The following is a 26,789-nucleotide window of genomic DNA, read 5'->3' on the forward strand; positions in this document are numbered from 1 at the left end:
TCAGATAATCACCTCAGGAGAAATTCCGTGAATAAACTACTCAGTATGGGCGCCAAGCTCACACCGCTGGCGCTATTGGCCGCGTCACTACTTGCTCCAGGCAGTGCGTTTGCCCAGGAGGCCGCCGAAGCTGCCGCTCCGGTTGCCGCCAGTTTCGATAAGGGCGATATCGCCTGGATGCTAACCGCCACACTGTTGGTGATCTTCATGGTTCTGCCCGGCCTTGCGCTGTTTTACGGCGGTATGGTTCGCGCTAAAAATATTTTGTCACTGTCGATGCAAGTGTTTGTCACATTTTGTCTGATCGCGGTGCTCTGGGCTATTTATGGCTACTCGCTGGCGTTCACTTCCGGTAGCGCCTTCTTCGGCGGTTTTGATCGCCTGTTCCTGAAAGACATGCTCGATGCAGCCGGTAACCTGCTGCCTGCAGCGACCTTCAGCAAGGGCGTTTATGTGCCCGAATATCTGTATGCCGCCTTCCAGATGACCTTCGCTGCTTTGACTCCCTGCTTGATTGTGGGTGCCTTTGCCGAGCGTATGAAGTTCTCTGCGGTACTGATCTTTGCAGTGCTCTGGTTCACCTTCGCTTACTTGCCTATCGCACACATGGTGTGGTTCTGGGCGGGTCCGGATGCCTACACCACTGCTGAAGCTGCTGCTGCTGCGACTGCTGGTGCAGGTTATATCTTCCAAATGGGTGCGCTGGATTTCGCCGGCGGCACTGTAGTGCACATCAACGCCGGTATCGCTGGTCTGGTGGGCTGCTTGTTGATCGGCAAGCGTAAAGGTTTTGGCAACTCTTCATTGGCGCCACACAATGTTCCTTTCACTATGGTGGGTGCGGCGATTCTGTGGGTGGGCTGGTTCGGGTTCAACGTAGGTTCTAACCTTGAAGCTAACGCCTTCGCTGCACAAGTATTTATCAATACCTTCCTGGCGACTGCCGCTGCAGTACTGGCGTGGACCTTTGGTGAGTGGCTGGTACGCGGTAAGCCTACTATGCTGGGTGCTGCTTCTGGTGCTATTGCTGGTTTGGTTGCTATCACTCCTGCCTGTGGTTGGGTTGGTCCAATGGGTGCGTTGGCAATAGGTGTTGCCGGTGGTTTGATCTGTATGCTGGCGGTTATCAAATTGAAAGCCATGCTGGGTTATGACGATTCACTCGACGTATTCGGTGTGCACTGCGTAGGCGGTATTGTGGGTGCAATCCTGACCGGTGTATTCAACAGTCCTGATCTGGGTGGTACTGGTGTATATGACTACGTCGCAGGAACTTGGGGCTTCACCAGCATTGGTGCGCAAACCTGGATTCAAATTAAAGCTGTACTTGTCACCATCGTGTGGTCTGCTGTTGTCTCCTTCATTGCTTTCAAATTGATTGATGTTCTGATCGGCCTGCGTGTTACCGAAGAAGTGGAAACCGAAGGTCTCGATACTGCTGAACATGGTGAGCGTGGCTACCACATGTAATTGACTGGCAGCCCCTGCTCTGGCCGGGGCTGTTTGCAAATGAGCTGAATAGCAGCGACGGGGAAAATCGAATGGAAGAGAATATTTATCACCTGCAGTACGCCATGGATACCTTCTATTTTTTGATCTGTGGTGCCTTGGTCATGTGGATGGCGGCGGGCTTTGCCATGCTTGAATCCGGGTTGGTGCGTGCTAAAAACACCACCGAAATTTTGACTAAAAACGTAGTGCTCTACGCGACCTCTACCATTATGTATCTCGCGTGTGGTTACGCGATTATGTATGGTGGCAATTTTTTCCTGAGCGGGATTGGTGAGGTTGATGTCGGTGAAACCTTAAAGAGTTTTGCCGAGCGTGAAGAGGGTTTCACCGGTGGGTCCATCTACTCAGGTGCATCGGATTTCTTCTTTCAGGTGGTGTTTGCGGCAACCTGTATGTCAATCGTCTCGGGTGCTGTTGCCGAACGTATGAAACTCTGGGCGTTCTTGCTGTTCTCGTTGGTTATGGTGGGCTTTATCTATCCAATGGAAGGTTCTTGGACTTGGGGTGCAGAAGGTGTTTTTGGTTTGAATCTCGATGACCAATTCGGCTTTAAAGATTTTGCTGGTTCGGGCATTGTCCATTTTGCCGGTGCATCTGCGGCATTGGCCGGTGTGCTGTTGCTCGGTGCACGTAAGGGTAAATATGGCCCCAACGGTGAGATCAATGCCATTACCGGTGCAAATCTCCCACTGGCAACCTTGGGAACTCTGATCCTGTGGTTCGGCTGGTTTGGTTTCAACGGCGGTTCAGTGCTCAAGCTGGGTGATATTGCCAACGCCAACTCGGTTGCTATGGTGTTCCTCAACACTAATGCAGCAGCAGCGGGCGGCTTGATTGGTGCACTTATCGTTGCACGTATCCTGTTTGGCAAAGCTGATTTGACCATGATTCTTAACGGCGCTTTAGCAGGACTGGTTGCGATTACTGCCAGCCCCGACACCCCGAGTGCGTTTGGGTCGGTGGCGATTGGTGTAGTTGCCGGTGTAATCGTCGTCTTCTCTATCCTCGGCTTGGATAAATTGCGCATTGATGATCCGGTCGGTGCGATTTCAGTACATGGTGCGGCAGGTTTATTTGGCCTGTTGGTCGTTCCCTTCACAGCTGAAGGTACCAGCTTCCTCGGGCAGTTGACGGGCGCAGCGGTGATTTTTGGTTGGGTATTTGGTGTCAGCCTGCTTGTCTGGTTTGTCATCAAACTGGTGATGGGTATCCGTGTATCAGAAGAAGAGGAATTCGAAGGTGTGGATCTGGTTGAGTGCGGTATGGAAGCTTATCCTGAGTTCACCAACAAGTAATTGCTCCACATAACCGAGCTGCAACCTGAGTGATTAAGCAGGTTGCAGCTGCAAAAAACCTTATCACTTACTAAAGTTGTTGTTGATGTGCGAAGCTTGGGTGTATCTTTACCGCAAGTTTCCGGATCCAGGTTCATCGGAAGATGAGATGGGTTTTCCGGCACCAGCATTCACAAGACTCCAGCAAAGGAATTAATAATGAAACTGATTACCGCTGTTGTAAAACCGTTCAAACTCGACGACGTGCGCACTGCATTGTCAGACGTAGGTGTTCAAGGTATGACCGTCACTGAAGTAAAAGGCTTCGGTCGTCAAAAAGGTCACACCGAGCTTTATCGCGGTGCTGAATATGTTGTAGATTTTCTGCCGAAAGTAAAAATTGAATTGGCTGTTGACGATTCAATGGTTGAGCAGGCAGTTGAAGCTATTACTAAAGCGGCGCAAACCGGGAAAATTGGTGATGGTAAAATTTTTATTGCCCCGCTCGATGAAATTATCCGCATCCGCACCGGCGAAACCGGTTCTGATGCTGTTTAATTGAGCTTCGCAACACAGCGTTTTATATTGCTGTGACCCATAAAAACGCCACATTGCAGTGGCGTTTTTTTATGGCAAAAGTTTGTGTAAGCTGCGGCGCAATTGGTTAATAAAGCGGCGCTGTTGGATAAAAAAATACACCGGAAATGCAATCAGCATTAATACAATTGCACTGGTCTGCTGCGACATCCCTAATGCTGGTCGCAGCACCAGCACAAATAAAAAACACAGGCCAGCCATAAGCAATGCACTCAGCAGGTTGCTGCGCCAAAGTTTCATTTTGTGTTCAGCTGCAAATGCGTTTTGATAGGCTTGGGTGAGCAGCGCTTGTTGTTCTGCTGGTGTTTTTGTGGCCAGCTCTGGAAAGTGTTTTGCGAGTCGTTTGAAATTCATAAGGATCGATAAATAATCTGGTAATGCATATTGGATGTGCAAAGATCCGGCAGTGGATGAAACTTTGCTGTAACTTTTTTTCACGCTTGTGGCAAGCGCTAGACTTGCCTATGGTTAATAACTAAAATCCGCCGCAAAGGCTGTCGGTAAGATAAAAAAAGCCTAAAAATTCATCACCAATGATCATGACGTTTAAAAGAGTCTGCGCTATAAATTAGCCGGAGCCTTCGGCGAAATAAGCTAGGCTTTGGTTGGGATGAAAATACTAAGAACTCACATTGTACAAGTTTTCAGGTGACATTATGACTGATGAAGACCCCATTAACGACGAAGAATTAGAAGACACTGGCGTAGAGGGGGAAGAAGACGCCGATGAGGTGGATGAGGCGCTCGATAGTGATGAAGTGAGCTATGCCAGTCCTGCCGCCAAGGTGGTTGAGTCTGAAGCACTGGAAGATTTCAGTATTGCCTCGCGCCAAAAAGCGCGCGACGAGCTGGAAGCGCAAATTGCCGCTTTCCTCGCACGTGGAGGAAAGATCAATGAGGTGCCGGCCAATGTCACCGCTGATCCACCAAAAAAGCCGACTCCTGACTACGGTGGTCGCCCTATCTAATCGCTTATTTCCGCTATCGGCCCCGCACTGGGGCCGATTTGTTTTGTGCGGTTTGCTTGCCTGAATATTTTTTGCTTTAAATCCATAGACTTAGCGAGTTTATACAGGCTGTTTTTTGCGCCGCTGAATGCTGGATTTTTAGCTGCCCATTTGAGTAGAATGGCCTCTCTTTTGCGTAGGTTCGCATCCTAATATTTTTCTGTTTTGCTAACCTGAACCGTCCCGAGCGCGCCTGCACGTGACTACTGATCCCTTGCTAAATAACCAGAGGAGCTCTGTCGAGGTGAATGAACCGCGCGCCCTGCTAAATCTCAATCATCTGTCCAAGACGTATGGCAGTAACCGAGTTCTCGATAATTTTGATCTCACTATCTTTGACGGTGAGTTTTTCACCTTGTTAGGCCCCTCTGGCTGCGGTAAAACCACTGTGCTCAGAATGATCGCCGGATTGGAAGATACCGATACCGGTAGCATCCAATTGGATGGCCAGGACATTGGCCAAGTGCCTGCCGAAAAACGGCCGATCAATACGGTTTTCCAAAGTTACGCCCTGTTTCCACATATGACTGTGTTCGATAACGTCGCCTTCGGTTTGCGCATGAGCGGCGTGGCGAAAGAAGAAATTGCACCGCGTGTTGCTGAAGCGTTGGAAATGGTGCGCCTGGGGGATTTTGCCCAGCGCAAACCGGCGCAGCTCTCCGGTGGTCAGCAGCAGCGTGTGGCGATTGCGCGTGCGGTAGTTAATCGCCCCAAGTTGTTGCTGCTCGATGAATCCCTCTCCGCGCTCGACTACAAATTGCGTCAGCAAATGCAGATCGAACTTAAACGCCTGCAACGCAAACTCGGCATCACCTTTGTGTACGTGACTCACGATCAGGAAGAAGCACTGTCCATGTCAGATCGCGTAGTGGTGATGAACAAGGGCAAGGTTCAGCAACTGGGTACGCCGCGTGAAATTTACGAACAGCCCGCCAATTTATTTGTCGCTAAGTTTATTGGTGAGATCAATCAACTGGATGGCGAAATAGTCGCCGTTGATGGCAATCACGAATACGAAGTTAAAGTAGAAGGTCTGCAATGGCGTTTGCATGCAGAACACAATTTCAAAGCGGGTGATAAGGTCAATGTATTGCTGCGCCCGGAAGATGTGCGTGTGGAATATATTGATGATCCGCATCCTGACCAGTATCTGGTGGGCGAAGTGGTTGAGCGCAACTACAAAGGTAAAACCCTCGACTCATTAATTCGTTTGCCCTCCGGCATTGAGGTGATTGCGAGCGAATTTTTTGATGAAGATGACCCCTCGTTCGATTACAGCCTGAACCAGAAAGTGGCAATCAAGTGGGTGCCGGGTTGGGAAGTGGTGTTGCCCCATGAAGTCTAGTGTCGGCCAATTCCGCTTCTGGGCAATTGGACTCGCCAGTGTCTGGTTGACACTGTTTGTCTTTTTCCCCAACTTGCTGGTGATCCTCACCAGTTTCCTGACGCGTGATCCTCAGGCCACTGTTAGCTTGCCCATCAATGCTGACAGCTACGTGCGCACTCTCGATCTGCTGTACTTGCAGGTATTGTGGGATTCACTGCGTATGTCACTGCTGGCGATGGTGTTTTGTCTGGTGGTTGGCTATCCGTTTGCAATGGCGATTGTGAGTCTGCCCAAGCGCTGGCAACCGGTGATTGTGTTTCTGGTGATTTTGCCGTTTTGGACCAACTCGCTGGTGCGCACCTATGCGATCCAATTTATTTTGGGCAACCAGGGTATTATCAACAAAGCGCTGCTTGGCTTGGGCTTGATCGATAAACCCTTGCAGCTGCTCTACACCCAATTCGCGGTGATCCTGGGTCTTTGTTATATCTTGCTGCCGTTTATGGTGTTGCCCTTGTACTCGGCACTGGAAAAACTCGATGTGCGTTTGCACCACGCCGCCAAAGATCTTGGCGCTGGCCCCTTGAGCCGCTTCTGGCATATCACTGTGCCGCTTACCTCCCCCGGTATAGTCGCGGGTTGTTTGATGGTGTTACTACCGGCGATGGGTATGTTCTATATTTCCGACCTGCTCGGTGGTGCCAAAAACCTGCTGCTCGGCAACGTGATCAAAACCCAATTCCTGCACACGCGCGACTGGCCGTTTGGCTCGGCGTTTAGTGTGATCCTGATTGTGCTGCTGGGCTTTATGCTCTGGCTCTATTTCCGCGCTTCCCGTTTTGTCAGCAAGCAAGGAGGACTCAATGGCTCCGATTTTTAGATGGGGATTTATGGGCCTGGTGCTCACGCTGATCTACATCCCCATTTTGGTGCTGGTGGTGAACTCCTTTAATGCATCCAAATACGGCATCAAGTGGGGTGGGTTTACCTTCAAGTGGTATGAAAAATTCTGGAACAACGACGGCCTGATGACGGCCGCACTCAATTCGCTCACGGTTTCCATTGTCGCTGCCAGTGTCGCGACTGTGATTGGCACGCTTGCTGCTGTGGCTTTACATCGCTATCAGTTCAAGGGTAAAGCATTACTGTCATCCATGGTGTTTGTCAGTATGCTGACCCCGGAAATTGTGATGGCCATTTCGTTGTTGATTGTGTTTATGGCGCTGGGCATCAAACTGGGATTTATCTCATTGGTTATCGGCCATATCACTTTCTGTTTACCTTTTGTGATAGTTGCGGTCTACTCGCGCTTAAAAGGGTTTGATATGAAAATGTTGGAGGCTGCACGGGATTTAGGTGCGTCCGAGAGTAGTATTTTCTGGAAAATTATCCTGCCGCTGGCCTTGCCCGCTATTGCGTCAGGATGGTTGTTGAGTTTTACCCTGTCATTGGATGACGTTATTGTAAGTGCGTTTGTCACTGGCCCTGGATATGAAATCCTGCCGCTCAAGGTTTACTCCATGGTGCGTGTTGGTGTTTCGCCAGAGGTAAATGCAATTTCGACGATTTTGTTGGTCGTCTCTTTGGTACTGGTTGTTATTTCCCAACTTCTCTTACGTGAGGATAAATAAGATGAAAAAATGGTTGGCCTTGGCCGCAGCCTTATTAATCAGTGGATGTTCCGACAAATCCGAAACCCAAGCACCTGCTGAAACTACCGCAGCAACACCTGCAGCGACTGAAGCGCCCGCACCGGCTACCGGCCCACAAAAAGTAGTGATTTACAACTGGACCGAGTACATCCCCGCTGCGGTATTGGAGCAGTTCACCAAAGAAACCGGCATTGAAGTGGAGTACGCCACCTACGAAAGTAACGAGGCGATGTACGCCAAAATCAAATTGATGGAAGGTAAGGGTTACGACATTGCCGTACCATCGACTTTCTACGTTGAAAAAATGCGCAAAGAAGGTTTGATCCAGCCGATCAAAAAAGACTTGTTGGCGAATTACGGCAACCTCGACGCCAACATGATGAACAAGCCTTACGATCCTAATAATGATTTCAGCGTTCCTTACCTGTGGGGCGCGACTTCAATTGCGATCAACAATAAAGATGTGGATGCCAGCAAAATCACCAAGTGGGCCGATTTGTGGAAGCCTGAATATGCTGGCAAGTTGATGATCATGGATGACGTCCGTGACAACTTCTATGTGGGTCTGCGTGTTGCTGGTTTCCAAAACAACAGCACCAGCGAAGATGAAATCAAAGCGGCTTATGAGAAATTAAAAGCCCTCTGGCCAAGCATCAAGGTGATCAACTCTGACTCGCCCAAAACTCCGTTGATCCAGGGCAACGTCAGCATTGGCGCTATCTGGAACGGCGAAGCTTACATGGCGCAACAAGAGATGGAAGACCTGCAGTACATTTACCCGGAAGAGGGCGCAGTACTTTGGGTTGACAGCTTTGTGATTCCGAAAGGCGCTGCCAACGTGGAAAACGCTCACAAGTTCATCGACTTCATGCTGCGTGCTGAAAGCGCCAAAGCCGCGATCGAAGAATTGGGTTATGCCGCACCTAACACTGCTGGTATTGCTTTGCTGGATGAAGCTCTGCGTAACAACAAAACCGTATTCCCTGCTGCCGAAGATATTGCCAAGGGCAGTTTCCACCAGGATCTGGGTGATACCGTTCTGGTTTACGAAAAATACTGGGAATTGCTGAAAGCGGGTCAATAAGCCCCCTGCATAAATCGAACGTGCAATTCGCGTAAAACGCCAGCCCACAAAGCTGGCGTTTTTTGTTACTGATCCCACCTCCGCAAAATCCGCCAATCCCTATCGCAAGTCAGAGTGTTATCATGGCCGCTATTATTCGAATAGTGTGATTTCTACCATGACCTACTCCGCCACGCGCCCGCTGCGTATCGCTACCCGTAAAAGTTTGCTTGCCCTCTGGCAGGCAGAATATGTCAAAGCCGAATTGGAAAAGCATCATCCCGGCCTGCTGGTCGAACTGGTTCCGCTCACCAGCCGCGGTGACAAAATTCTCGACGTTCCCCTCGCCAAAGTCGGCGGCAAAGGTTTATTTGTCAAAGAACTCGAAACGGCACTGCTCGAAGGTGATGCAGATATCGCCGTGCACTCCATGAAAGATGTGCCCATGGATTTCCCTGTGGGTTTGGGGCTTTCAGTTATCTGCCCGCGCGAAGACGCGCGCGATGCCTTCGTCTCCAACCGTTTTAATTCACTCGATGAGTTGCCGCAGGGCGCGGTGGTTGGTACATCAAGCCTGCGTCGCCAATGCCAGCTGCTCGCCAGTCGCCCGGATTTACACATCAAGTTTTTGCGTGGCAACGTACACACACGCCTGCAGAAATTAGATGATGGTGAGTACGATGCAATTATTCTTGCGGCGGCGGGGCTGATTCGCCTCGAATTGAAGGAGCGTATTCGTGACTACATCACTCCCGAGCAGAGTTTACCGGCGGGTGGGCAGGGCGCTGTGGGGATTGAATGTCGCGTTGATGACATTGCAACAATCGAATTGCTCAAGCCTTTGCATCATCAAACGACCGCTGAACAAGTACTCGCTGAGCGCGCGATGAATCGCCATTTGCAAGGTGGCTGCCAGGTGCCGATCGCCTGCTATGCTATTCATCGCGATGGTAATTTATGGTTGCGCGGATTGGTTGGTTCGCCTGACGGCAACCAAATGTTATTCGATGAAATTTCCGGCCCGGTGGCGGATGCCGAAAAAATCGGCGTTGAATTGGCTGAGCGTTTACTGGCGGCGGGCGCCGATAAAATTCTCGCCGAGGTTTACGCAGACGCGTAATAAGCCATGGCCGATTCACCGCAGAACTATTGTGTTGTTATCACCCGGCCTGAAGCGCAGGCGGCAATCTGGCATGAACAGCTACAGACATTAGGCTTTAACTGCGCACGTTTGAATCTATTGGAAATTTCGCCGGTTGTAGACGACGATAAAATTCGCGCGATTAAAAATAAAATTCTGGATTTTGATCTCTACCAGAAAGTGATTTTTGTCAGCCAAAATGCCGTTGAGTACGGCATGGATTGGCTAGAAGATTACTGGCCGCAATTGCCTATGGGGATTGATTATTTCGCCGTAGGTGCAACCACCGCAAAAAAATTGGCCAGTTATGGCGTTGCGGTGCAAGATCTTGCGGTAAGTGCCAGTGGTGGTATGACCAGTGAAGATTTATTAAGTGCAGAGCATCTTCAAGATGTCGATGGCGAAAAAATCCTGATTTTTCGCGGCTGCGGCGGGCGCGGCCATCTTGCGGAAGAATTGCGCAAGCGCGGTGCCTGGGTCGATTATTGTGAGTTGTATGAGCGTGGGTTGCCCATGGCCGCGCGTGAGCAATTAGGACAATTGCTTGCAGCGACAGGATCATCCGCCGCGCAGATAGTTTTGAGTCTTCACAGCGGCGAAAGCTTACACAATCTTGTAGGTCTGTTGGCACAGTTGCCTTCTACACAACAAGAACGCGCGTGCGCATGGATGCACAACAATCTCTTGCTGGTGCCGAGCCAGCGAATTGTTGAGGCGGCGCAGGTGGCAGGATTTAAACGGATTATCTGCGCCGAAAATGCAACCGATAATGCCATGACGGCAGCCTTGTTAAATTATTGTCGCACGCAAGAGTGCATTTTATTACAGGATTAACACAGTGACTGATTCCGATACGATTGTTCAACAGCCAACTCACGGCGCGCCTGCACCACTAAAAAACCATACGGGCAGTTTTGCATTGTTATGGTTATTTGTAGTGCTGATTGTGGCAGCGATTTGTTTTGGTGGACTTTTTGTATTGCAGCAGTCCAAAAGCCAGCAGCAAATTATCGACAGCCTGCGCACGCAAGTTGAACAGCAAGCGCAAGCGATAGAAACCCGTCAGCAACTGTTGGAAGATAATCTCGATAAAGAGTTTGTCGAGCAGCAAGCATCAATCCAAACCAACTTGAATGATTTGGCTGAACAAGTGGACAGCAACAACGCGCGTCTGCTATCGCTGTCGAGCGTCAACCGCGATGAGTGGAAGTTACAAGAAGCACAATATTTATTGCGCCTTGCCGATCAGCGTATCCTGTTGGAAAAAGATAGCCAAAACGCACTCGCACTGGCGCTATCAGCGGACGATGTGTTGCGCGATATAGATCAGGCCGATTTGGTTGGAGTACGTAAATTATTGGCTGAAGAAATTGCCGTTTTAAAACTTGCGGGCGTGATCGACCGTGAAGGTATTTATTTGCGCTTATCGGCGCTGTCCAATCAAATCGATGCAATCCCTTTCATTGAGCCTTTAGGTGTACAAGAAGAAGTATTGGAAGAAGATGTTATTCCGGCAGACGAAACCTTTAAACAAAAACTCACGCGCAACTTTTATGCGCTGATGCATAAGTTGGGTTCCTACGTGCGTGTGCGCGATCACGGCAAAACCATCAATGCCGTATTGCCGCCCTCCGAACAAAAATACCTGCAACAAAATTTACGCTTGATGCTGGAACAGGCACAGGTTGCGCTGCTGCGCAATGAAGAGGGTATCTATCAGGAGAGTCTGGTAAAAGCGCAGAATTGGATTAACCAGTATTACAGCTTGAACGAAAAAGCGGCGGCAGTGTTGGAAGAGTTACAATCATTGCAGCAGGAAGAAATTTCCCCTGACTTAAGCAACTTTAGTAATTCCTCATCGGCCTTGGCTGACTATATTACCAAGCGCGAAAAAATGGCCGCTGCACGGCGCGGGGTGCGCCAATGAGACGTCGCCTGTTAAAAGCTATTTTCTTTTTATTGCTCGCCTGTGGTTTGGTGTTTTTGCTTTGGCGTGGCGACGGCTATTTATTAATTGCTTACGGCACTAAAACCATTGAAATGACCCTGTGGGTTGCTGCTCTGGCGGCGGCGCTGATATATGCAGCTCTGTGGTTTGTGCGTAAATTAATGCTCGGCAGTGCGGAGATGGTGCGTCGCTTCCGCGAAATATTTTTATTTGGCAGTGTTGAACGTGCGCAAAAACGTGCAGCCACCGGTATGGTGGATTACCTGACCGGCGATTGGCTGGAGGCGCGCAAAAAATTGGTGCGCACGCTCGACAAAGTGGAATATCCCCTCGCCAATTATATCGCCGCTGCGCGCAGCAGTTTTGAAATGGGCGACGAAGCCGAGGCCGATAATATTCTCGATAAAGCCCTTACGCTGGCGCACAGTGAATTGCCGGTAGCCCTGACCCGTGCGCGTTTGCATGTGCAGTCTGGTCGCTATGAAAAAGCCATCGAAATCCTGAAGCCGATTGATATCAAAATGCCGCGTCAGGCTGCCGTGCTGGATTTAATGCACCATATTTATATTGCCCAGAAAAATTGGCGCGCACTGGAAGATATGTTCCCGGTCATGCGCAAAGCCAAAGTTTTGTCCAATGTAGAATTTGAAGCGCTGGAAGTATTGCTTGCTTGTGAAAAAATGAAAGCACAGAGCGAGCAGAGCAAATCCCTGCTGATCGCCGAGCGCTTACCCGCATTGCAGAGCCTGTGGAAATCATTCCCGCGCAGTGTACAAAAGTTGCCAGCGGTTATTACCGCTTACGCACAGGCACTGACGGAAAATTATCAAGATCAGGAAGCGGAAGTGATTGTACGCAAGGCGCTATCCAATAATTGGTATGAACCTTTGGTTAGTTTATATGGCCGTTTGCAAGTGAAAGAAATTCACGGCCAAATCCGCTCAGTTGAAGGCTGGTTGAAAAGCAAACCGCAAGATCCAGCGCTACTGCTTAGCATGGGGCGTTTGATGTTGCGCAACCAGCAATGGGAATTGGCGCGTGAGTATTTTCAGCGCAGTTTGAATCAACAGCAAAGTCTGGAGACAATGGTGGAATTGGCGCGCTTGATGGAAAAATTGGGCGATCACAAAAAAAGCGCCGATTATTATCAGCAAGGTTTGCTTCTCGCTGGCCACAACAAATAACCACTGCTTGCGCAAAGGATTCCCGTGCACAGTTTTTTTCGACGGATCTTATCGCTGCGCAACCCCCATCTGGTTACTGGGATGCGCAGTAAATATAGTGTTGGTTCTTACAAAATATTCTGCACATTTTTTTTCATCATCTGTGTAGTGTTGTTAGCATTACAGTTTTCTCCCCTGCCTTCGTCGTTAACACAAACCCCTTACGCTAACCTCCTGCTCGCACGCGATGGAAGCCTGTTAGGTGCAGGTATAGCGGCTGATCAGCAATGGCGTTTTGCACCGGTGGAATCACTGCCGGATAAATATAAAAAATCGTTACTCTTATTTGAAGATCAACATTTCTATCGCCACCCCGGTATAAATCCGCTCGCGATAGCGCGCGCGTTGCAAGGTAACCTGCAAGCTGGAAAAGTGACGAGTGGTGGCAGTACCATCAGCATGCAGTTGGCGCGTTTGCTGCGGCAGGCAGAGTACCAACAGCAAGATAAAAAATTACCTGCGCGCAGCATCACCAGCAAACTGTTGGAGGCGGGCAGGGCGTTCCAACTGGAATGGCGTTTTAGTAAAGAAGAATTATTAATTCATTACGCAAGCCATGCGCCTTTTGGCGGTAACATCGTTGGCTTGCGCGCGGCGGCCTGGCGTTATTTCGGGCGCGCACCGGAGCATCTATCCTGGGCTGAATCCGCTTTGCTTGCGGTGTTACCCAATAGCCCTGCATTGATTCATCCGGGGCGTCAGCGCGATTTACTCAAACAAAAGCGTGATCGTTTATTACAGCGGTTACATGCTAAGCATTATTTTTCCGATTTGGATTTGCAGCTCGCGTTAATTGAGCCTCTACCTGAGCGGCCACAATCGCTACCGCAACTCGCGCCCCATCTGTTGGCGACCTTAAAAAAACAACATAGTGCCCAGCACGTATTTCACAGCAGTATCGATCCGTTTATCCAACGCATTGCGACGCAAGTGGCCGAGCGCCATAGTCTGCGTTTAGCTAATGAAGGTGTGAATAACATTTCACTGCTGTTGATTGATCACGAGCGTATGGAAGCGCTGGCTTATGTCGGCAACCAAGCCTGGCAAAAACAACAGCGCTATGCACCGGATCTAGATTTAATACAGCGTCCGCGCTCTACTGGCAGCATTCTAAAACCGCTCCTCTATGGTTTGATGCTGCAAGAAGGTGAGCTTGCACCCACCAGTTTAATTCCCGATATTCCCACGCAATTCGGCGGTTACAGCCCCAAAAATTATGACCGCAGTTTTCGCGGTGCAGTGCCCGCACAATTTGCATTGGCGCACTCATTAAATATTCCCTCAGTGCGTATGTTGCGCGATTACGGCATTGGAAAGTTTCAGGAAAAATTGCAGGCGATGGGCATGACTACCTTATTTCGCCCAGCTGATGATTACGGCCTCACATTAATTTTGGGTGGAGCGGAAGGAACCTTGTGGGATCTCACCGGTATTTATGCGCGGCTCGCCGCCAGCGCGCGCGATGGCAACATCAACCAACCTATTCCGACGCTGTTGCTACAGAATAAAAAAGCGCTCGAAAATAAAATCGTGCTGCAAGAAAAAACACCATCGATTAAACCAGTAATCCAACAAGGTGCTGCTTGGTTAACCTTGCAAGCTTTGATCGATGTCGCACGCCCCGGCAATGATAATTACTGGCGCGATTTTTCCGGCAGTCAAACCATCGCCTGGAAAACCGGCACCAGTTATGGTTTGCGCGACGCCTGGGCGATTGGCAGTAATGGTCGCTACACGCTCGGGGTATGGGTGGGTAATGCTGGTGGTGAGCCAGCCAGTTTTATCAGCGGGCAAAGCAGCGCCGCACCAATTTTATTCGATGTGTTTGATGCACTGCCGAGCATTAATTGGTTTTCCAAGCCTGCACACGCGCTCAAAACCATTTCCGTGTGTAAAGATGATGGTTATCTCACAGGTGGACAATGTGATGCCGCGGATATGGAAATTCCGAACACCAGCCATTTTGCCAAGGTCACCCAAAACCATCGCCGTATCCATCTCGATACTGATGAGCAATTTCGTGTGCATAGCCGGTGTGAAACTGTGAACAATATGCAAGCGCACAATTGGTTTGTGCTGCCACCCACGCAAGAATTTTATTGGCGGCAACATCACAGTGAATACAAAGCCCTGCCGCCCTGGCGCAGTGATTGTTTGAATGATTTATTGCAAATCGATGAAGACCAGCCGATTGAATTGGTTTACCCAAATGAAGAGAGCCGCATCTATATTCCAATGGATTTGGATGGCAAACGCAGCCGCGTAGTATTAAAAGCGGTACACCGAAATCCCGCTGCACAATTGTATTGGCATCTGGACGATGAATTCCTGGGCGAAACCAAAATCTTCCACGAGCGCGAAGCAGCGCTCGAACCGGGCGTGCATAAATTATTGGTGGTCGATAAACAAGGCTATCGCCTGGAGCGCCGCTTTCGCGTCATCGGCAAAGAATAAGGATCCAAAACCGTGATGATTTCGTATCAGCTTTATTATCTGGCTGATAACGGGAAACATCATGAAACACTATTTAATTGTTGGCGGCACACGCGGAATTGGTGCAGCACTTGCTACCCAGCTTATTGGCGAGGGGCACAGTGTCACCATCTGGGCGCGCAATGCCGTCGATGTTGACGGTGCGCATTTCTTTATAAATAACCCTGCAGAACGCGCGCCTGATCTCACCGGTTTACCCGATGTGTTGGATGGGTTGGTGTATTGCCCCGGCAGTATCAACCTCAAACCTTTTGCGCGTTTATCGGTGGACGATTTCCTGCAGGATTTTCAAATCAATGTGCTCGGTGCAGTGCGCACTTTGCAGTCTGTTGCTCCCCTTTTAAAAAAATCCAATCACGCCAGTGTGGTGTTATTTAGCAGTGTGGCTGCGACTCTGGGCATGCCTTTTCACGCAAGTGTTGCCAGCAGCAAAGCGGCAATTGAAGGCTTGGTAAAAAGTTTGGCCGCCGAATGGGCGCCGGCAATTCGTGTGAACGGCATTGCACCTTCGCTGACGAATACATCCCTTGCCGAAAAATTATTAAATAGCGCCGATAAAATGGATGTCGCCGCCAAACGTCATCCATTGCAAAAAGTGGGTGATCCCAAAGAAGTTGCCGCTATGGCAGCGTTTTTGTTATCACCACAAGCGGGCTGGATCTCCGGCCAAATACTGCATGTCGATGGCGGTATGTCCACACTTAAAAACTAATTCGTCAGTTATTGGTTGGCTGTGTTGTTGTCCGTCTGAACGGAACTTTCGTCGTCATGTAGGTCACACTGCGCCACAGCCATTCCACCGGGCCGTAATGGAAACGTTTTACCCACCAGTGCGCCAACATAATCAGCAGCGTGTAAAAGGCGATCCCCACCAGCAAGCTGTTGGTTTGGCCGATAGTTTTATACCAGCCCAAACCATATGGATAAAATAGCGGCACACCCACCAGCGATTGGATTAAATAAATACTTAAACTAATGCGCCCGCAGGGCGCGAGCAGGTTTAATAATTTTCCACTGCGCTGCCACAGATAAAATTGCACAAACAACAGCACCAGGCTGGCCATTACCGCAGTACTTAAATAAGATCCAATGGCTTGTTGTAAATACCATTTCGCCATGCCTTTTTCCTGAAAAATAGTGTCAGGAAGTTGTGTGAGGTATTTGTCCAACGCATAGAGGAGAATGGCCGCCAGCAGTGCTATGCCCAAAGCTTTAATACGGTGGCGATCAAATTTATCCGCTCGGATAAAAAAGCCAATGCGCCCTAATACCAAGCCCAGTAAAAATAATCCAATCAATTGCAAGCCGCGGCCAGACTCCACAAAAAATATCCATTTTGCGTAAAGGCCAGCACTGCTATTCAGTAGCATCAATTCAGTGAAGCTGGCTTTTTCAATCGCGGCGTACACATTGCCAAACAATGAAAAAAAGGCGGGATTATCATTCGCGCCGGGTAGGTTATTGAGTGCGGCAAAAAAATGATAATAAAACGGCAGCTGCAATAGGCACAGCAGCGCGATAATCACTAACCAACGGTTGCTCAAGCCCTGCACAAACAGCAGGCTCAAGCCGATCACACCCAATACCGACAAAATATCACCCAGATAATAAAGGGTGTGTATATAACCAATAGCGAGCAAAATCAGTAAGCGCCACGCAAAACGGTAGCTAAAATTCACGCCCTTTTTTGCCTGGTTATCCATAATGATAAAAAAACTCAGGCCAAACATGAGTGCAAAAATCGCGTAGGCTTTTCCGGCAAATAAAAAGAAAATCAGGTTGTGCAAAAAAGTCGGGTCTTGGTTGATCCAATAGAGTTCAAAATATTCCATAAAGTGGACGAGACAAATTCCCATCAAGGCAAAGCCGCGCAACGAGTCAATCAACTCGCTGCGCTGGGGAAGGTAGTGGTTGGGCAGAGGTTCATTCATCGTGTAATACCGTAGTAATGTTATGGTTATCGGGTATGAGCAGAAGTGTAATACCCAATACTATTTTGGCTAATCAAGAATGGTTAAATCGTCTGAGTTTTTGCGCGAACGCGTGGCACTTTTTACCAATGAAGCTTCACTTTTGTAAAAAGCAGTTTCGCTTTACTCACTGCCTAAAGTGAACCCTGCACGCACAACGCCTTACCACTTATTAACAATCACCCGGCACAATTCCCTTTATAATGCTGCTTTGCTTGTCCCGCATCGGAGCTTTACGTGGTTTCTTCCCCCCAATTGGTTTCTCTCGATGATAAACGCGCGTTTTGGCGCAGTGTAGTTTTATTGTCGCTGCCGGTAGCGGCGCAGATGCTCATGCAGTCGCTCTTGGGTATGGCCGATGTAATTATGGTGGGCGACCTGGGTTCCAGTGCAATTGCCGCCGTGGGCCTCGCCGCCAAGATCCATTTTTTATTATTGGTGTTGATGAGCGGCCTTGCGACGGGCTGCAGTATTTTGGTTGCCCAATATATAGGCGCAAAAGATTTTGTCAGTTGTCAGCGTTCGCTCGCCGTTACTTTGCTGGTGGGCACTACGGTGATGATTCCGTTTGTGCTGGTATTTGGTTTTGCCTCGAATACCTGGGTGGGGTGGATTAATCCGGATGAAAAAGTCGTCGCGCTCGCGGCGCAATATCTCATCATCACCGCACCGGCATTATTGTTCACGCAATGGATCGTTATTTACGAAGCCTCGCTGCGTGCATTGGGTAGCACTACTATGCCGTTGGTTGCCGGTGTTTTTGCTGCGGCGTTAAATATTATCGGCAACTATGCATTAATTGGCGGCAACTGGGGATTTCCCGCCCTGGGTGTCGCTGGTGCAGCCTGGGCGACGTTAGGCTCGCGCTTTTTACAATTGCTGATTGTGGTGGGTTGGGTCTACGCAAAAAAACACGGTTTTGCGTTGAGCTTTGCGCAATTGCGCATGGGGTTGGATAAAGTTCAAATTAGTCGCTATCTCGCCTTTTCTTTGCCGCTGGTTGCCAACTACGCGATCTGGGCCGTGGGCAATTCCACTTATCATTTAGTTACCGGTTATGCGGGCACAGAAGCGCTCGCCGTAATGGGTGTCATAGTGCCGATTGAAAGTGCGTTTTTTGCGTTGTTTGTCGGCCTCGCCAATGCGTCGGCGGTATTGATCGGGCGCGAATTGGGTGCAGGCAATAATGATACTGCATGGCAGCTGCATAAATTTTTTGATCGCATCACCTTTGTGCTGTTAATTGTATTTTGCTCCGCACTTTGGTTCGCACGCCCCTGGATGCTTTTGATTTTTGATCAGCTCGACGAAAAATCTACCGATCTGCTGTTAAGCACCCTCGGTGTGTTTTGTTTACTGGTCTGGGTAAAAATTATCAATATGATGCGCATTATCGGCGTGCTTCGCGCAGGGGGCGATAACCGCTTTACCTTGATCACCGATACCATCGTCATGTGGGTGTTTGGTTTACCGATTTATATCGCCGTGGTATTTTTGACCAAACTATCGTTTGTCTATATTTATGCATTGATGTTTTTGGAAGACGGGTTGAAATTTATTCCCGTGATCAAGCGTGTTATCAGTCGCAAGTGGATGAATAATTTAACCCAGCAATAATGCTTTGAATGCTGAATATTCCGGGAATCTCAATGTTTAGATTAAATAGAATGGATGCCTGGATTCTTCTGGCGATGTTTCGCGCGGGTAACCAGAATAAAACTGACTATGCTGGAATCGTATCCTGTCTGCCCGATATCTCTCTAGCTGTCCCTACACATCAAGAATTTAAAGCGGCATACAATAAATTTCTGTACATAAAATTTATCGTCGCCGAGGGTGCCAATACCTCACTTGCACCCGCCGCACAACAATTGGTTGAAGCTGCACAACCCGGCCCTGCCATCAGTAGTGCGCAAGCTTGGGTTGATGCAATATGTAACACGCTAGCGGCTTACAAATGCAAAAGCATGTGCAATCGCCACGAATGGCAAGAGGCGCAGTATCTACTTGGGGTTGAATTATTCAGTAAATTAAAAGGAGCTAATAATGTTAATTAAAATCGACGACCTGCGTGGCCCCGAAGTGGCGCAAATACTAACGGAACATTTAACGGATATGTACGCCGTATCGCCACCCGAAAGTGTACATGCATTGGATTTGGATAAATTACGCAAACCGGAAATTACCTTTTGGTCAGTGTGGGACGGCAACCAATTAGCCGGTTGCGGTGCATTAAAAGAATTGGATGCAACGCATGCGGAAATTAAATCCATGCGCACCGCCAATGCCTATCGCGGTAAGGGCGTAGCGGTAAAAATCATGGAGCATATATTAGGTGTGGCGGCGGAGCGCAATTACCAGCGTTTGAGTTTGGAAACCGGAACGCAAGATTTTTTTATCCCCGCACGTAAACTCTACGAGCGGTTTGGTTTTGAATACTGTGGGCCTTTTGGCGATTATGCGGAAGATCCTTACAGTGCATTTATGACGAAATCACTTTAAATAAGCTATCCCACTACAGGCTGAGATCCCCATGAAAAAAATAATCTGTGCGCTAATTACCTTGTTCAGCATGGTTGCGATTACCCCCGTTCTCGCCGCCGATGACACCCCAGTTTTTGAGTTGCGTGTTTACACCACTCATCCAGGAAAAATGCCGGATCTGCTCGCGCGTTTTAAAAATCACACCACTAAAATTTTTGCACGCCACGGCATGGAAAATGTGGGCTATTGGTTGCCGACCGAACAAAAAAATGGCGATAAACTGCATTACATTTTGAAATACAAGAACCGTGCTGCGGCAGACGCCGCGTGGAAAGCATTTGCTGCTGATCCGGAGTGGATAAAAGTTCGCACAGAAAGTGAAGCCAATGGGCCTATAGTGGCAGGTGTTGAGTCAACGTTTTTAGTGGCTACTGATTTTTCCGCAATCAAGTAATTTGAATCTAGTGGGCGCGTCTGTCGCGCGCCCAACAATCGCCACCGCCGTTTGCGGCATGCCTTCGCACTGCGATTTAAAATCTTCTTCCGCAAGCCCTGCATTTTGTATGCAATCCATTATATCCAGCTTTATTTCCATCATGGTGCCTTGCGCTTCGAGTGGGCAGGCTTCGTCAGCGACTTTTTAGTCACATTGGTGTTGTTAACCTCCCATCGTTTTATCAAATAAATACGGTCGATTCTTGGAGGAAGAGCAATATGAACAGGCAAATGAGCAATCTGAGTAAGCATTTGAGACGGGTGTCGTGGTTGACTCTGTCGGTGCTCCTGATTGGATTTCCACTTTTTGGCTTCGCACTTTCTACCCATGCAGCAGAGGAACCCGGTGCGCTGACGGTCATTGTCAAAGATCAGAATACTGACCGGCCACTCTCAAGCGTGCAGATCAGGATCACGAAACGGGAAACCAATTCCACGCGATCGGTAGAAACCGATGCACAAGGTCGCATCGTCGTTGAACAACTCGACCCCGGTCTCTACTCAGTGAACCTGGCCAAAAGCGGGTTCGCTTCATCCTATGAGCCAAGCGTACGGGTGATTACGCGCAAAAATATCAAACTTGAATTCGAGCTTGGAGAGCAGGCAATTGAAATTGAGGAACTGCTGGTTCTCGGAAAGCAAACGCAAGTCATTGCATCTGTTAACGGCAGCTATCTCGATAGAGAAGCCCTGGCCAATGCCGTTGGCGGTGGTTCAGATCCGCTCCTCTCGCTGGACGGTTTACCCGGACTTACATCCACCGGAGAATTCGCGAACTTTAGCGTACGCGGCCGTGGCCCAAGAGATAATTTATTATTCGTTGATGATTTTCCTTTTGATAAAGCGGTGCATTTTGATGCGTCACTCGGTGAACAAGAAGATGTCGGCGGTGGCGGGCGCTTCTCGATTTTCGCACCCAATGTTATCAGTGGTGCAGAATTTTCACCGGGTGGTTGGGGTGCGGCTTATGGCGGCCGGTCGGCATCGCTACTTAAACTGGACGTCGCCGATGGCAACCCAAGCCCTTCCGCAAGTTTGCGCTACGACCTCGCGGGTTATGAAGTGGGTTACGACGGCCCGACCGGTCTCATTGAAGATTCAACGATGCTCGTCTCTGCTCGACGTTTGGATTTCGGCGCGTTATTTGAAACTATCGAAGAGCTCGATATTGGCGAGCCGATCTTACGAGACATCATTGTAAAGTCGGTCATCCCCGTCAACGAGAACAACACGGTCGAAGTTCTATTGATAGATACACACGAAGATTACACGCGCGGTGTGACTCACGTTTTTGCGTCGCCCAATTTCGAGGATGCTGCCCTACAAGATTCTGAACAAGACAGTGATTTGGTTGGTTTGACTCTGCGAACATTGGTCGGTGAAAAAGCGGTCTGGACCAATAGGGTTTACCACCGCACCAGCGACAAGATCAGTTCAGAGGGTGAAGCATTTCCTGATCTCGTACCAGCGGGATCACCCGCGTCCAGTTTTCCCGTGCGGGAAGACATTATTACCATTGGTGAAGATGAGACAGAGCTCGGCTGGCGCAGCGATTTCGAGACATTGAATCAATGGGGCGTATTCAGTTCCGGTGTGCAAGTTACGCAAATTGAACTGGACTACAACACGGTTTTAGATGGCGATTGGCATCGCTTTATTTACGACAGCGATGATTTTAGACCCGACCCCGACCAGCGTTTTATTGTGCTGACGCCCGAGAAGATTAACTCGTCAATAAACCGAAAAGAAACGAGCTATGCTGGCTACGTAGAGCAAGTTTTTGAGCGCGGTGATTGGGATTTTGGCACTGGCTTACGCTTCGAGCAGGACGGTTTTGCCGACGAGAGCTTCGCGTCGCCCAGGTTCAGCGTCAACTGGAAGCCGAGTAATACGGTTAGATATTTTGCGACCGCAGGGCTGTTTCACCAATCGCCCCGGTTTTTAGAGCTTGCCGCTAACGAATCGAACGATCTTAAGAATGAAAAAATCACGCATGGCAGTTTAGGTTTTGAATATTTCCTGAATAGCAATTGGTCGCTGTTAACGGAAGCCTATTATCAAAACCTCGACGACTTGGTCGTCGATCTTGATCGAGCCAGCGGTACCTTTGCCAATAGGGGTGACGGCACATCCTACGGCGTTGATGTCGTGGCTAAGGGGACAATTCGCGATGGCCTATACGCTACCGCCACCTATTCTTACAACGATATCGTCATCGACCGCAAAGATGGTCGCGGCGATCTGGCCGCCGATTTCAGCCGCGAGCATGTCGCGACCCTCGGCCTGACGTGGGAAATCAACGACCGCTGGAAGATCGCCGGGCGCTACAAATATCTGTCCGGCAGGCCAGGCGAAGAATTTATTATTCATTCGGATGTACTGGGTCCCGGACAACCTTTGCGCTACTCAAAAGAAATCACTGAGCGCAATGTTGGTCGCAACAGCGCCTACAGCTTGGTGAACCTTCGTGTTGATTATCGGCGCGCATTTGGCCCCATAGATCTCACCACCTTTCTCGATGTCATCAACGCAACGGCAGCATCGTCGAGTGATGAAAGTGAATTCGATTACCGTCGAGGCGTTAACGTAAAAGATGAAAGCGAAACCGAGCCACTGCTTGGTCTGCGACTGGACTATGCGTGGTAAGGGGCATGGCAAGGGTTTTGGTAAAGGGGAGAAGCGGATGGTAAACACGCTTGGTGCAGCGCCGATTCGAGTGTTAATTGTCGAAGACAACCGCGACATTTGCGCGAACATTGCTGCGTATTTTGAAAAGCACAGCTATGTTTTGGATTTTGCTTATGACGGTATCAGTGCGATGCACCTGGCGTTGACCAATCGGTTCGACGTTATTGTTTTGGACCTGATGCTACCGAGAATGGATGGCCTGAGTTTCTGCCAAAAGCTGCGAACCGATGCCGAAATAGAAACGCCCGTGCTTATGCTAACCGCGCGCGATACGCTGGACGATAAATTGAAAGGGTTTGCGGCGGGAGCCGATGACTATTTGGTCAAGCCATTCGCGTTGCAGGAACTACATGTGCGACTGCAGGCACTGTACAAACGTAGGCACGGCAAAACCGACAATCTGTTAAAGGTTGGTGATCTGACGATGAATAGGTCAAGGCTACAAGTGCATCGCGCGGGGCGGCTTATCGATCTCACGCCTGCGGGTATGAGGCTACTACAACGATTGATGGAAGAATCGCCGTCTGTTGTGGCTCGCGAAGATCTCGAAACTCTGTTGTGGGCTGACGAGCGCCCCGATGGCGATGCGCTTCGCTCGCACTTGTACAAGTTGCGGCAGGCTATCGACAGGCCGTTTGATAGCTCGCTAATTCATACCGTGCATCGCATCGGCTACCGAATTGCAGAAGCCAATATTGTAGAGACTAATAATGCAGAGGACAGTCAGTGATCTACCGGCACAGTTTACGCACGCGTGTCGCCATTGCATTTGCGCTCTGCGTTGCGGTACTCAGCCTCGCGTGGGGATTTGCTTTCTTCGGGGCGATCAGATTGAGCGAAGACCGTGTGCTGACGCAACAATTACAGGTTGCCGCTAAAAACTATCCTGCGCTGACTATGAACCTGCGCGGATACGATGAGGTTGGTAGCCTGCCGGAATCGCTCAGGGAATGGGCGCAGACAAACCCCGCTGAGGGTTTATACGAATTCGAATCCGAAGAGCTGCACGTTGCTGTGCTGTCCACTGACGATGAAAAGCTATCTGCTGACAATAAATCGCCGCGCGCATTTGTGGTTTTCGATGTTGCCGGGATTGAGGCAGCGTCGTCAGAGGATTGGTGGTTGCTGCTCGTTATCACCGGTGTCGTGGGTACGCTCGGTGCTCTTGGTTTCGTGCTAGGAATTGTGGTGATGCGTCGCGCTATTGCCCCGGTAGCGCAACTCGCCAAAGTGGTCGCGGACATAGACGTCGAACATCTATCGGCTGAAGATCATAAACGCATAGAGTCCAGCCGGTTCGGCGATGATGAGGTTGGCGTGCTCGCTGGCACCATTGAAAAGACCCTTGAGCGTATCAGCGCGTTTGTTGCGCGCGAGCGATACTTCACCGACTCAGCCAGTCATGAGTTGCGCACGCCGATCACGGTGATAACCGGCGCACTTGAACTTCTGGAACAAAGCGATCTGTCAGCGGCCGATGTGAAAGTGGTAGATCGGGTGAGGCGTGCGACGCTCGATATGAAAACCACAATTGAAATGTTCTTGTGCCTCGCGCGCGAAACTGACGACGGTTTGTATGACGAGCAATTTTTAGTGATGCCGCTGGTGAGCCAGGCGATAGAACAGCACCGCCACTTGTTGAGCGGCAAGTCAGTCGATGTTGAAATCGATCAACTCGCAAAACCCAACGTCTGCGGGCATCCACAGGCGTTTTCTATTGCGGTTAATAATCTGGTGCGAAATGCATTCGAGCAAACACTCGCCGGGCAGGGGCCGATCACTATTCTCATCAAAGAACACGAGCTATTAGTCACCAACCAAGTTGGCACAGATGAGCGGCACACAACGAATGATACGTCGTCGTTTCACGGATATGGCCTGGGCTTGGGTATCGTTCAACGGTTGTGTGAACGCAATGGCTGGTCGTTTTCATTGCACGCCGATGAAACGCGTGTAGCCGCGCGTCTTTCATGGTGATGGCTGCAGTTCATCAGCTAGAAACCTAAAGCAACATCTGCCAAACAGTAAGCACCAAACAGGAAGTGCATAAGGCAATTGTTTATATTGTAAGTGATGCGTTGGATGGGCACAGCTACTTTGCACAGGGTTGAATAGACGCAAGCACAGCATTGTATTGGTCGCGGTAGTCTGTGTAGTGCTCACGTGTGGTTACAAATGTGAAGGACAGAAAAATATCACCCGTTTGAATGCAGTTAACAACAAAGTAGGTAGGCACATCCTCATCGGGAAATGTTCCTTCATATTCCTGAAATTTGATTAACGCGTGTTTTGTTTCAATGGTCTGAATATCCGAAACGGGTTTATAAACACTTTCAACACCCGCAAAGCGAAACTCAGAAAACTCTTCAAGTGTCCCGCCGTCTTTCTCGTAAGCGGAAGCTGTTATTGCTGCCAGCTCATCGTCGGGGTCGATCAGCTGAAACATGTCGTATTTATCGTTGCGAACAAGCACCGATGGTGCGTCCAGAGAAAAAATGGTTTTGAATGTGTGGTGGGTAGTTGGCATTAGTTTTTCCACGAGTGATGACATCAATCAGGGTGCGCTTGTTATACATTAGGTGTCATAGTCGCCGCTATCCCAAGGTTCAAAAAATGCCATGTAGTTCCCAGGCAGAAGCTCTACTGCCCAAACGTCATCTTCGTCTTCTGGTTCTCTGGCAATAAGCCCGATATCAATGTTATTAAATGTTACAGAAAAAGGTTTAACCTCAATCCTTTGATAGATTACATCACCAAGACTCTCTAGTTTTGAATCGTACTTTTTTCTTGCTTCTTCTTTTGAAAACGAACCTCTAGGACCTAAAGCTTCTATATCGGAGTCAACAAGATTTCCCTGTCTATCGAATCTAAATAGTGCAATATATTCACATTTTCCTGGTTCGAATGGAGTTGTCAGAAAAAATTGCAAGCCGTCCTGAGTAATCCCAATATGTTTTGCATGATAGTCGTCATGATCTATAGCGACTATCACTGGTCTTTCGTCATTCATGTTCTATCTCCTGATACATAACCTTCTGTTGAGTCTTGTTTTTTAGATGGCGGATTTACAATGAGCTGCATGTAGTATTTTTCGAACTTCGCAAATCGGCCAATTTCGGACATTAATATCTCCAGCGGTCAACCTTCAAATCATTCTTAAAATCCAGCCTGAAATTCCGCTTTCGTAATTCGCCTCTGTTATAGCCATTGGATTCGTCGTCAGGCCAACTAACGTTAGAGATTATGTTGTTATGACGGCCTTCCAAAACGTTTTTGTAATACAACGCGTGCCCATTCTACATTTTCTTTGAAATCAAAAATACTTGGCTGGTTTTCAACATAAAAGACAGCTTCAAACCCAAAACTTGCAAATGCGTTAATGGTAGAAGATACGTCGGTAGGATAAACTCTTGTCCCCATTCCTGGCGGACCATTTCTTAATGAAATTGCGCATCGACCTCCCGGTTTAATAATTGACGAAAGGCACGCTATTGAAACTGCTCGTTCTTCCTCATTGAGATGATGCCAAACCCCTTCAATTAAAACAAAATCAAACATTTCATCATGTGGATTTAAGCATGCCAATTCGGGAAGACCACCTTGCATCCACCGCACAGAAAGTGTTCCGTACTTATTCAAAGCCGCATTCAAAAACTCATGCATCGGCTCCACCGCGGTGACATGATAACCAAGTGAAGCAAGGGCAGCAGCGTTTTGTCCTGCGCCAGACCCGATATCAAGCAGTGAGGCAGGAGCAGAGGGCAAGAACTTTTTATAATCCTTACATGATTGATGGAAATCAAGACTCTGGGCACTCTCGATAAAAAGAGGAATAAATCTTTCATAACCCTCTGTTCCAGCCGTCATCAAAGTAAGGCCTTATATAACGTTTATATTTTTAACTGTAACTTGGGC

Annotated in this window: 26 protein-coding genes; 21 read left to right on the forward strand and 5 right to left on the reverse strand. The window is 49.0% G+C overall.

All coding sequences use genetic code 11. The features are described from left to right. Positions 1–45: 45 nt before the first annotated feature. From B4E62_RS10400 to B4E62_RS10410, 3 genes are all read left to right on the forward strand, one after another. Positions 46–1,470 (forward strand): ammonium transporter, encoded by a 1,425-nt coding sequence (locus tag B4E62_RS10400; RefSeq protein ID WP_414633261.1) that lies wholly within the window; start codon positions 46–48, stop codon positions 1,468–1,470. Positions 1,471–1,541: 71 nt separating this feature from the next. Next, positions 1,542–2,807 (forward strand): ammonium transporter, encoded by a 1,266-nt coding sequence (locus tag B4E62_RS10405; RefSeq protein ID WP_310068309.1) that lies wholly within the window; start codon positions 1,542–1,544, stop codon positions 2,805–2,807. A gap of 198 nt (positions 2,808–3,005) precedes the next feature. Continuing rightward, positions 3,006–3,344 carry a P-II family nitrogen regulator gene (locus tag B4E62_RS10410; protein ID WP_007639554.1) on the forward strand — a complete coding sequence of 113 codons (339 nt, stop codon included), beginning with the start codon at positions 3,006–3,008 and terminating at the stop codon, positions 3,342–3,344. A gap of 69 nt (positions 3,345–3,413) precedes the next feature. Here B4E62_RS10410 and B4E62_RS10415 read toward each other — a convergent pair whose 3' ends face one another. Beyond that, positions 3,414–3,737, reverse strand: coding sequence for a hypothetical protein (locus B4E62_RS10415; RefSeq protein ID WP_310068298.1), 324 nt, complete (start codon positions 3,735–3,737; stop codon positions 3,414–3,416). 302 nt (positions 3,738–4,039) lie between these two features. Between B4E62_RS10415 and B4E62_RS10420 the strand changes: the two genes are divergently transcribed. The 11 genes from B4E62_RS10420 to B4E62_RS10470 all read left to right on the forward strand — a co-directional run bounded on the left by B4E62_RS10420 (position 4,040) and on the right by B4E62_RS10470 (position 15,949). Continuing rightward, the gene (locus B4E62_RS10420; RefSeq protein ID WP_310068295.1) at positions 4,040–4,351 is read left to right on the forward strand and encodes a hypothetical protein; all 312 of its coding nucleotides are present in this window, start codon (positions 4,040–4,042) and stop codon (positions 4,349–4,351) included. Between the two features lie 283 nt (positions 4,352–4,634). After that, complete coding sequence (gene potA / locus B4E62_RS10425; RefSeq protein WP_331352017.1) at positions 4,635–5,735, forward strand: spermidine/putrescine ABC transporter ATP-binding protein PotA; 1,101 nt, start codon at positions 4,635–4,637, stop codon at positions 5,733–5,735. Beyond that, complete coding sequence (potB, locus tag B4E62_RS10430; protein WP_331352018.1) at positions 5,725–6,597, forward strand: spermidine/putrescine ABC transporter permease PotB; 873 nt, start codon at positions 5,725–5,727, stop codon at positions 6,595–6,597. The genes potA and potB overlap by 11 nt, the downstream gene beginning before the upstream one ends. Then, the gene (gene potC, locus B4E62_RS10435) at positions 6,581–7,348 is read left to right on the forward strand and encodes a spermidine/putrescine ABC transporter permease PotC (protein WP_331352019.1); all 768 of its coding nucleotides are present in this window, start codon (positions 6,581–6,583) and stop codon (positions 7,346–7,348) included. The genes potB and potC overlap by 17 nt, the downstream gene beginning before the upstream one ends. A gap of 1 nt (position 7,349) precedes the next feature. Beyond that, complete coding sequence (locus B4E62_RS10440) at positions 7,350–8,453, forward strand: extracellular solute-binding protein (protein ID WP_331352020.1); 1,104 nt, start codon at positions 7,350–7,352, stop codon at positions 8,451–8,453. A 157-nt stretch (positions 8,454–8,610) separates the two neighbouring features. Beyond that, positions 8,611–9,552, forward strand: coding sequence for a hydroxymethylbilane synthase (gene hemC / locus B4E62_RS10445; protein ID WP_331352021.1), 942 nt, complete (start codon positions 8,611–8,613; stop codon positions 9,550–9,552). Positions 9,553–9,558: 6 nt separating this feature from the next. Then, on the forward strand, positions 9,559–10,407 hold the full coding sequence (locus B4E62_RS10450; protein ID WP_331352022.1) for a uroporphyrinogen-III synthase: 849 nt from the start codon (positions 9,559–9,561) through the stop codon (positions 10,405–10,407). Between the two features lie 4 nt (positions 10,408–10,411). Further along, on the forward strand, positions 10,412–11,500 hold the full coding sequence (locus B4E62_RS10455; RefSeq protein WP_310068274.1) for a uroporphyrinogen-III C-methyltransferase: 1,089 nt from the start codon (positions 10,412–10,414) through the stop codon (positions 11,498–11,500). Beyond that, positions 11,497–12,705 (forward strand): heme biosynthesis HemY N-terminal domain-containing protein, encoded by a 1,209-nt coding sequence (locus tag B4E62_RS10460; RefSeq protein ID WP_331352023.1) that lies wholly within the window; start codon positions 11,497–11,499, stop codon positions 12,703–12,705. Before B4E62_RS10455 ends, B4E62_RS10460 begins: the two co-directional genes overlap by 4 nt. A gap of 81 nt (positions 12,706–12,786) precedes the next feature. Beyond that, the gene (gene pbpC, locus B4E62_RS10465; RefSeq protein ID WP_331352024.1) at positions 12,787–15,198 is read left to right on the forward strand and encodes a penicillin-binding protein 1C; all 2,412 of its coding nucleotides are present in this window, start codon (positions 12,787–12,789) and stop codon (positions 15,196–15,198) included. A gap of 61 nt (positions 15,199–15,259) precedes the next feature. Beyond that, positions 15,260–15,949: an SDR family oxidoreductase gene (locus B4E62_RS10470; protein WP_331352025.1), complete on the forward strand. Its 690-nt coding sequence runs from the start codon at positions 15,260–15,262 to the stop codon at positions 15,947–15,949. Between the two features lie 4 nt (positions 15,950–15,953). Here the strand turns inward: B4E62_RS10470 and B4E62_RS10475 are convergent, their stop codons facing one another. Next, positions 15,954–17,168, reverse strand: coding sequence for a DUF418 domain-containing protein (locus B4E62_RS10475; RefSeq protein WP_331352026.1), 1,215 nt, complete (start codon positions 17,166–17,168; stop codon positions 15,954–15,956). A 276-nt stretch (positions 17,169–17,444) separates the two neighbouring features. Here B4E62_RS10475 and B4E62_RS10480 point away from each other — a divergent pair, with 276 nt between their 5' ends. The 7 genes from B4E62_RS10480 to B4E62_RS10510 all read left to right on the forward strand — a co-directional run bounded on the left by B4E62_RS10480 (position 17,445) and on the right by B4E62_RS10510 (position 24,851). After that, the gene (locus tag B4E62_RS10480; RefSeq protein ID WP_331352027.1) at positions 17,445–18,824 is read left to right on the forward strand and encodes an MATE family efflux transporter; all 1,380 of its coding nucleotides are present in this window, start codon (positions 17,445–17,447) and stop codon (positions 18,822–18,824) included. A 32-nt stretch (positions 18,825–18,856) separates the two neighbouring features. Continuing rightward, a complete protein-coding gene (locus B4E62_RS10485) occupies positions 18,857–19,264 on the forward strand; it encodes a hypothetical protein (protein ID WP_310068260.1) in 408 nt (135 codons plus the stop codon). Then, on the forward strand, positions 19,254–19,709 hold the full coding sequence (locus B4E62_RS10490; protein ID WP_331352028.1) for a GNAT family N-acetyltransferase: 456 nt from the start codon (positions 19,254–19,256) through the stop codon (positions 19,707–19,709). Before B4E62_RS10485 ends, B4E62_RS10490 begins: the two co-directional genes overlap by 11 nt. A 31-nt stretch (positions 19,710–19,740) precedes the next feature. Further along, on the forward strand, positions 19,741–20,145 hold the full coding sequence (locus B4E62_RS10495; RefSeq protein ID WP_331352029.1) for an NIPSNAP family protein: 405 nt from the start codon (positions 19,741–19,743) through the stop codon (positions 20,143–20,145). Positions 20,146–20,405: 260 nt separating this feature from the next. Continuing rightward, positions 20,406–22,832 carry a TonB-dependent receptor gene (locus tag B4E62_RS10500; RefSeq protein WP_331352030.1) on the forward strand — a complete coding sequence of 809 codons (2,427 nt, stop codon included), beginning with the start codon at positions 20,406–20,408 and terminating at the stop codon, positions 22,830–22,832. Between the two features lie 64 nt (positions 22,833–22,896). Then, complete coding sequence (locus B4E62_RS10505; RefSeq protein ID WP_331352043.1) at positions 22,897–23,604, forward strand: response regulator transcription factor; 708 nt, start codon at positions 22,897–22,899, stop codon at positions 23,602–23,604. Continuing rightward, entirely contained in the window at positions 23,601–24,851 is a 1,251-nt protein-coding gene (locus B4E62_RS10510; protein ID WP_331352031.1) for a HAMP domain-containing sensor histidine kinase, read from the forward strand. Before B4E62_RS10505 ends, B4E62_RS10510 begins: the two co-directional genes overlap by 4 nt. 115 nt (positions 24,852–24,966) lie before the next feature. Here the strand turns inward: B4E62_RS10510 and B4E62_RS10515 are convergent, their stop codons facing one another. From B4E62_RS10515 to B4E62_RS10525, 3 genes are all read right to left on the reverse strand, one after another. Beyond that, a complete protein-coding gene (locus tag B4E62_RS10515) occupies positions 24,967–25,401 on the reverse strand; it encodes a hypothetical protein (RefSeq protein ID WP_331352032.1) in 435 nt (144 codons plus the stop codon). Between the two features lie 48 nt (positions 25,402–25,449). After that, positions 25,450–25,884: a hypothetical protein gene (locus B4E62_RS10520; RefSeq protein ID WP_331352033.1), complete on the reverse strand. Its 435-nt coding sequence runs from the start codon at positions 25,882–25,884 to the stop codon at positions 25,450–25,452. A gap of 239 nt (positions 25,885–26,123) precedes the next feature. Continuing rightward, complete coding sequence (locus B4E62_RS10525) at positions 26,124–26,741, reverse strand: class I SAM-dependent methyltransferase (RefSeq protein ID WP_331352034.1); 618 nt, start codon at positions 26,739–26,741, stop codon at positions 26,124–26,126. Between the last annotated feature and the right edge of the window lie 48 nt (positions 26,742–26,789).

This window comes from Cellvibrio sp. UBA7671 (assembly GCA_002483145.1).
Lineage (GTDB): Bacteria > Pseudomonadota > Gammaproteobacteria > Pseudomonadales > Cellvibrionaceae > Cellvibrio > Cellvibrio fibrivorans.

Coding starts and splice junctions, on each gene's coding strand:
- B4E62_RS10400 (WP_414633261.1), top strand. CDS start 46: ATGGGCGCCAAGCTCACACCGCTGGCGCTATTGGCCGCGTCACTACTT.
- B4E62_RS10405 (WP_310068309.1), top strand. CDS start 1,542: ATGGAAGAGAATATTTATCACCTGCAGTACGCCATGGATACCTTCTAT.
- B4E62_RS10410 (WP_007639554.1), top strand. CDS start 3,006: ATGAAACTGATTACCGCTGTTGTAAAACCGTTCAAACTCGACGACGTG.
- B4E62_RS10415 (WP_310068298.1), bottom strand. CDS start 3,737: ATGAATTTCAAACGACTCGCAAAACACTTTCCAGAGCTGGCCACAAAA.
- B4E62_RS10420 (WP_310068295.1), top strand. CDS start 4,040: ATGACTGATGAAGACCCCATTAACGACGAAGAATTAGAAGACACTGGC.
- potB (WP_331352018.1), top strand. CDS start 5,725: ATGAAGTCTAGTGTCGGCCAATTCCGCTTCTGGGCAATTGGACTCGCC.
- potC (WP_331352019.1), top strand. CDS start 6,581: ATGGCTCCGATTTTTAGATGGGGATTTATGGGCCTGGTGCTCACGCTG.
- B4E62_RS10440 (WP_331352020.1), top strand. CDS start 7,350: ATGAAAAAATGGTTGGCCTTGGCCGCAGCCTTATTAATCAGTGGATGT.
- hemC (WP_331352021.1), top strand. CDS start 8,611: ATGACCTACTCCGCCACGCGCCCGCTGCGTATCGCTACCCGTAAAAGT.
- B4E62_RS10450 (WP_331352022.1), top strand. CDS start 9,559: ATGGCCGATTCACCGCAGAACTATTGTGTTGTTATCACCCGGCCTGAA.
- B4E62_RS10460 (WP_331352023.1), top strand. CDS start 11,497: ATGAGACGTCGCCTGTTAAAAGCTATTTTCTTTTTATTGCTCGCCTGT.
- pbpC (WP_331352024.1), top strand. CDS start 12,787: ATGCGCAGTAAATATAGTGTTGGTTCTTACAAAATATTCTGCACATTT.
- B4E62_RS10470 (WP_331352025.1), top strand. CDS start 15,260: ATGAAACACTATTTAATTGTTGGCGGCACACGCGGAATTGGTGCAGCA.
- B4E62_RS10475 (WP_331352026.1), bottom strand. CDS start 17,168: ATGAATGAACCTCTGCCCAACCACTACCTTCCCCAGCGCAGCGAGTTG.
- B4E62_RS10485 (WP_310068260.1), top strand. CDS start 18,857: ATGTTTAGATTAAATAGAATGGATGCCTGGATTCTTCTGGCGATGTTT.
- B4E62_RS10490 (WP_331352028.1), top strand. CDS start 19,254: ATGTTAATTAAAATCGACGACCTGCGTGGCCCCGAAGTGGCGCAAATA.
- B4E62_RS10495 (WP_331352029.1), top strand. CDS start 19,741: ATGAAAAAAATAATCTGTGCGCTAATTACCTTGTTCAGCATGGTTGCG.
- B4E62_RS10500 (WP_331352030.1), top strand. CDS start 20,406: ATGAACAGGCAAATGAGCAATCTGAGTAAGCATTTGAGACGGGTGTCG.
- B4E62_RS10515 (WP_331352032.1), bottom strand. CDS start 25,401: ATGCCAACTACCCACCACACATTCAAAACCATTTTTTCTCTGGACGCA.
- B4E62_RS10520 (WP_331352033.1), bottom strand. CDS start 25,884: ATGAATGACGAAAGACCAGTGATAGTCGCTATAGATCATGACGACTAT.
- B4E62_RS10525 (WP_331352034.1), bottom strand. CDS start 26,741: ATGACGGCTGGAACAGAGGGTTATGAAAGATTTATTCCTCTTTTTATC.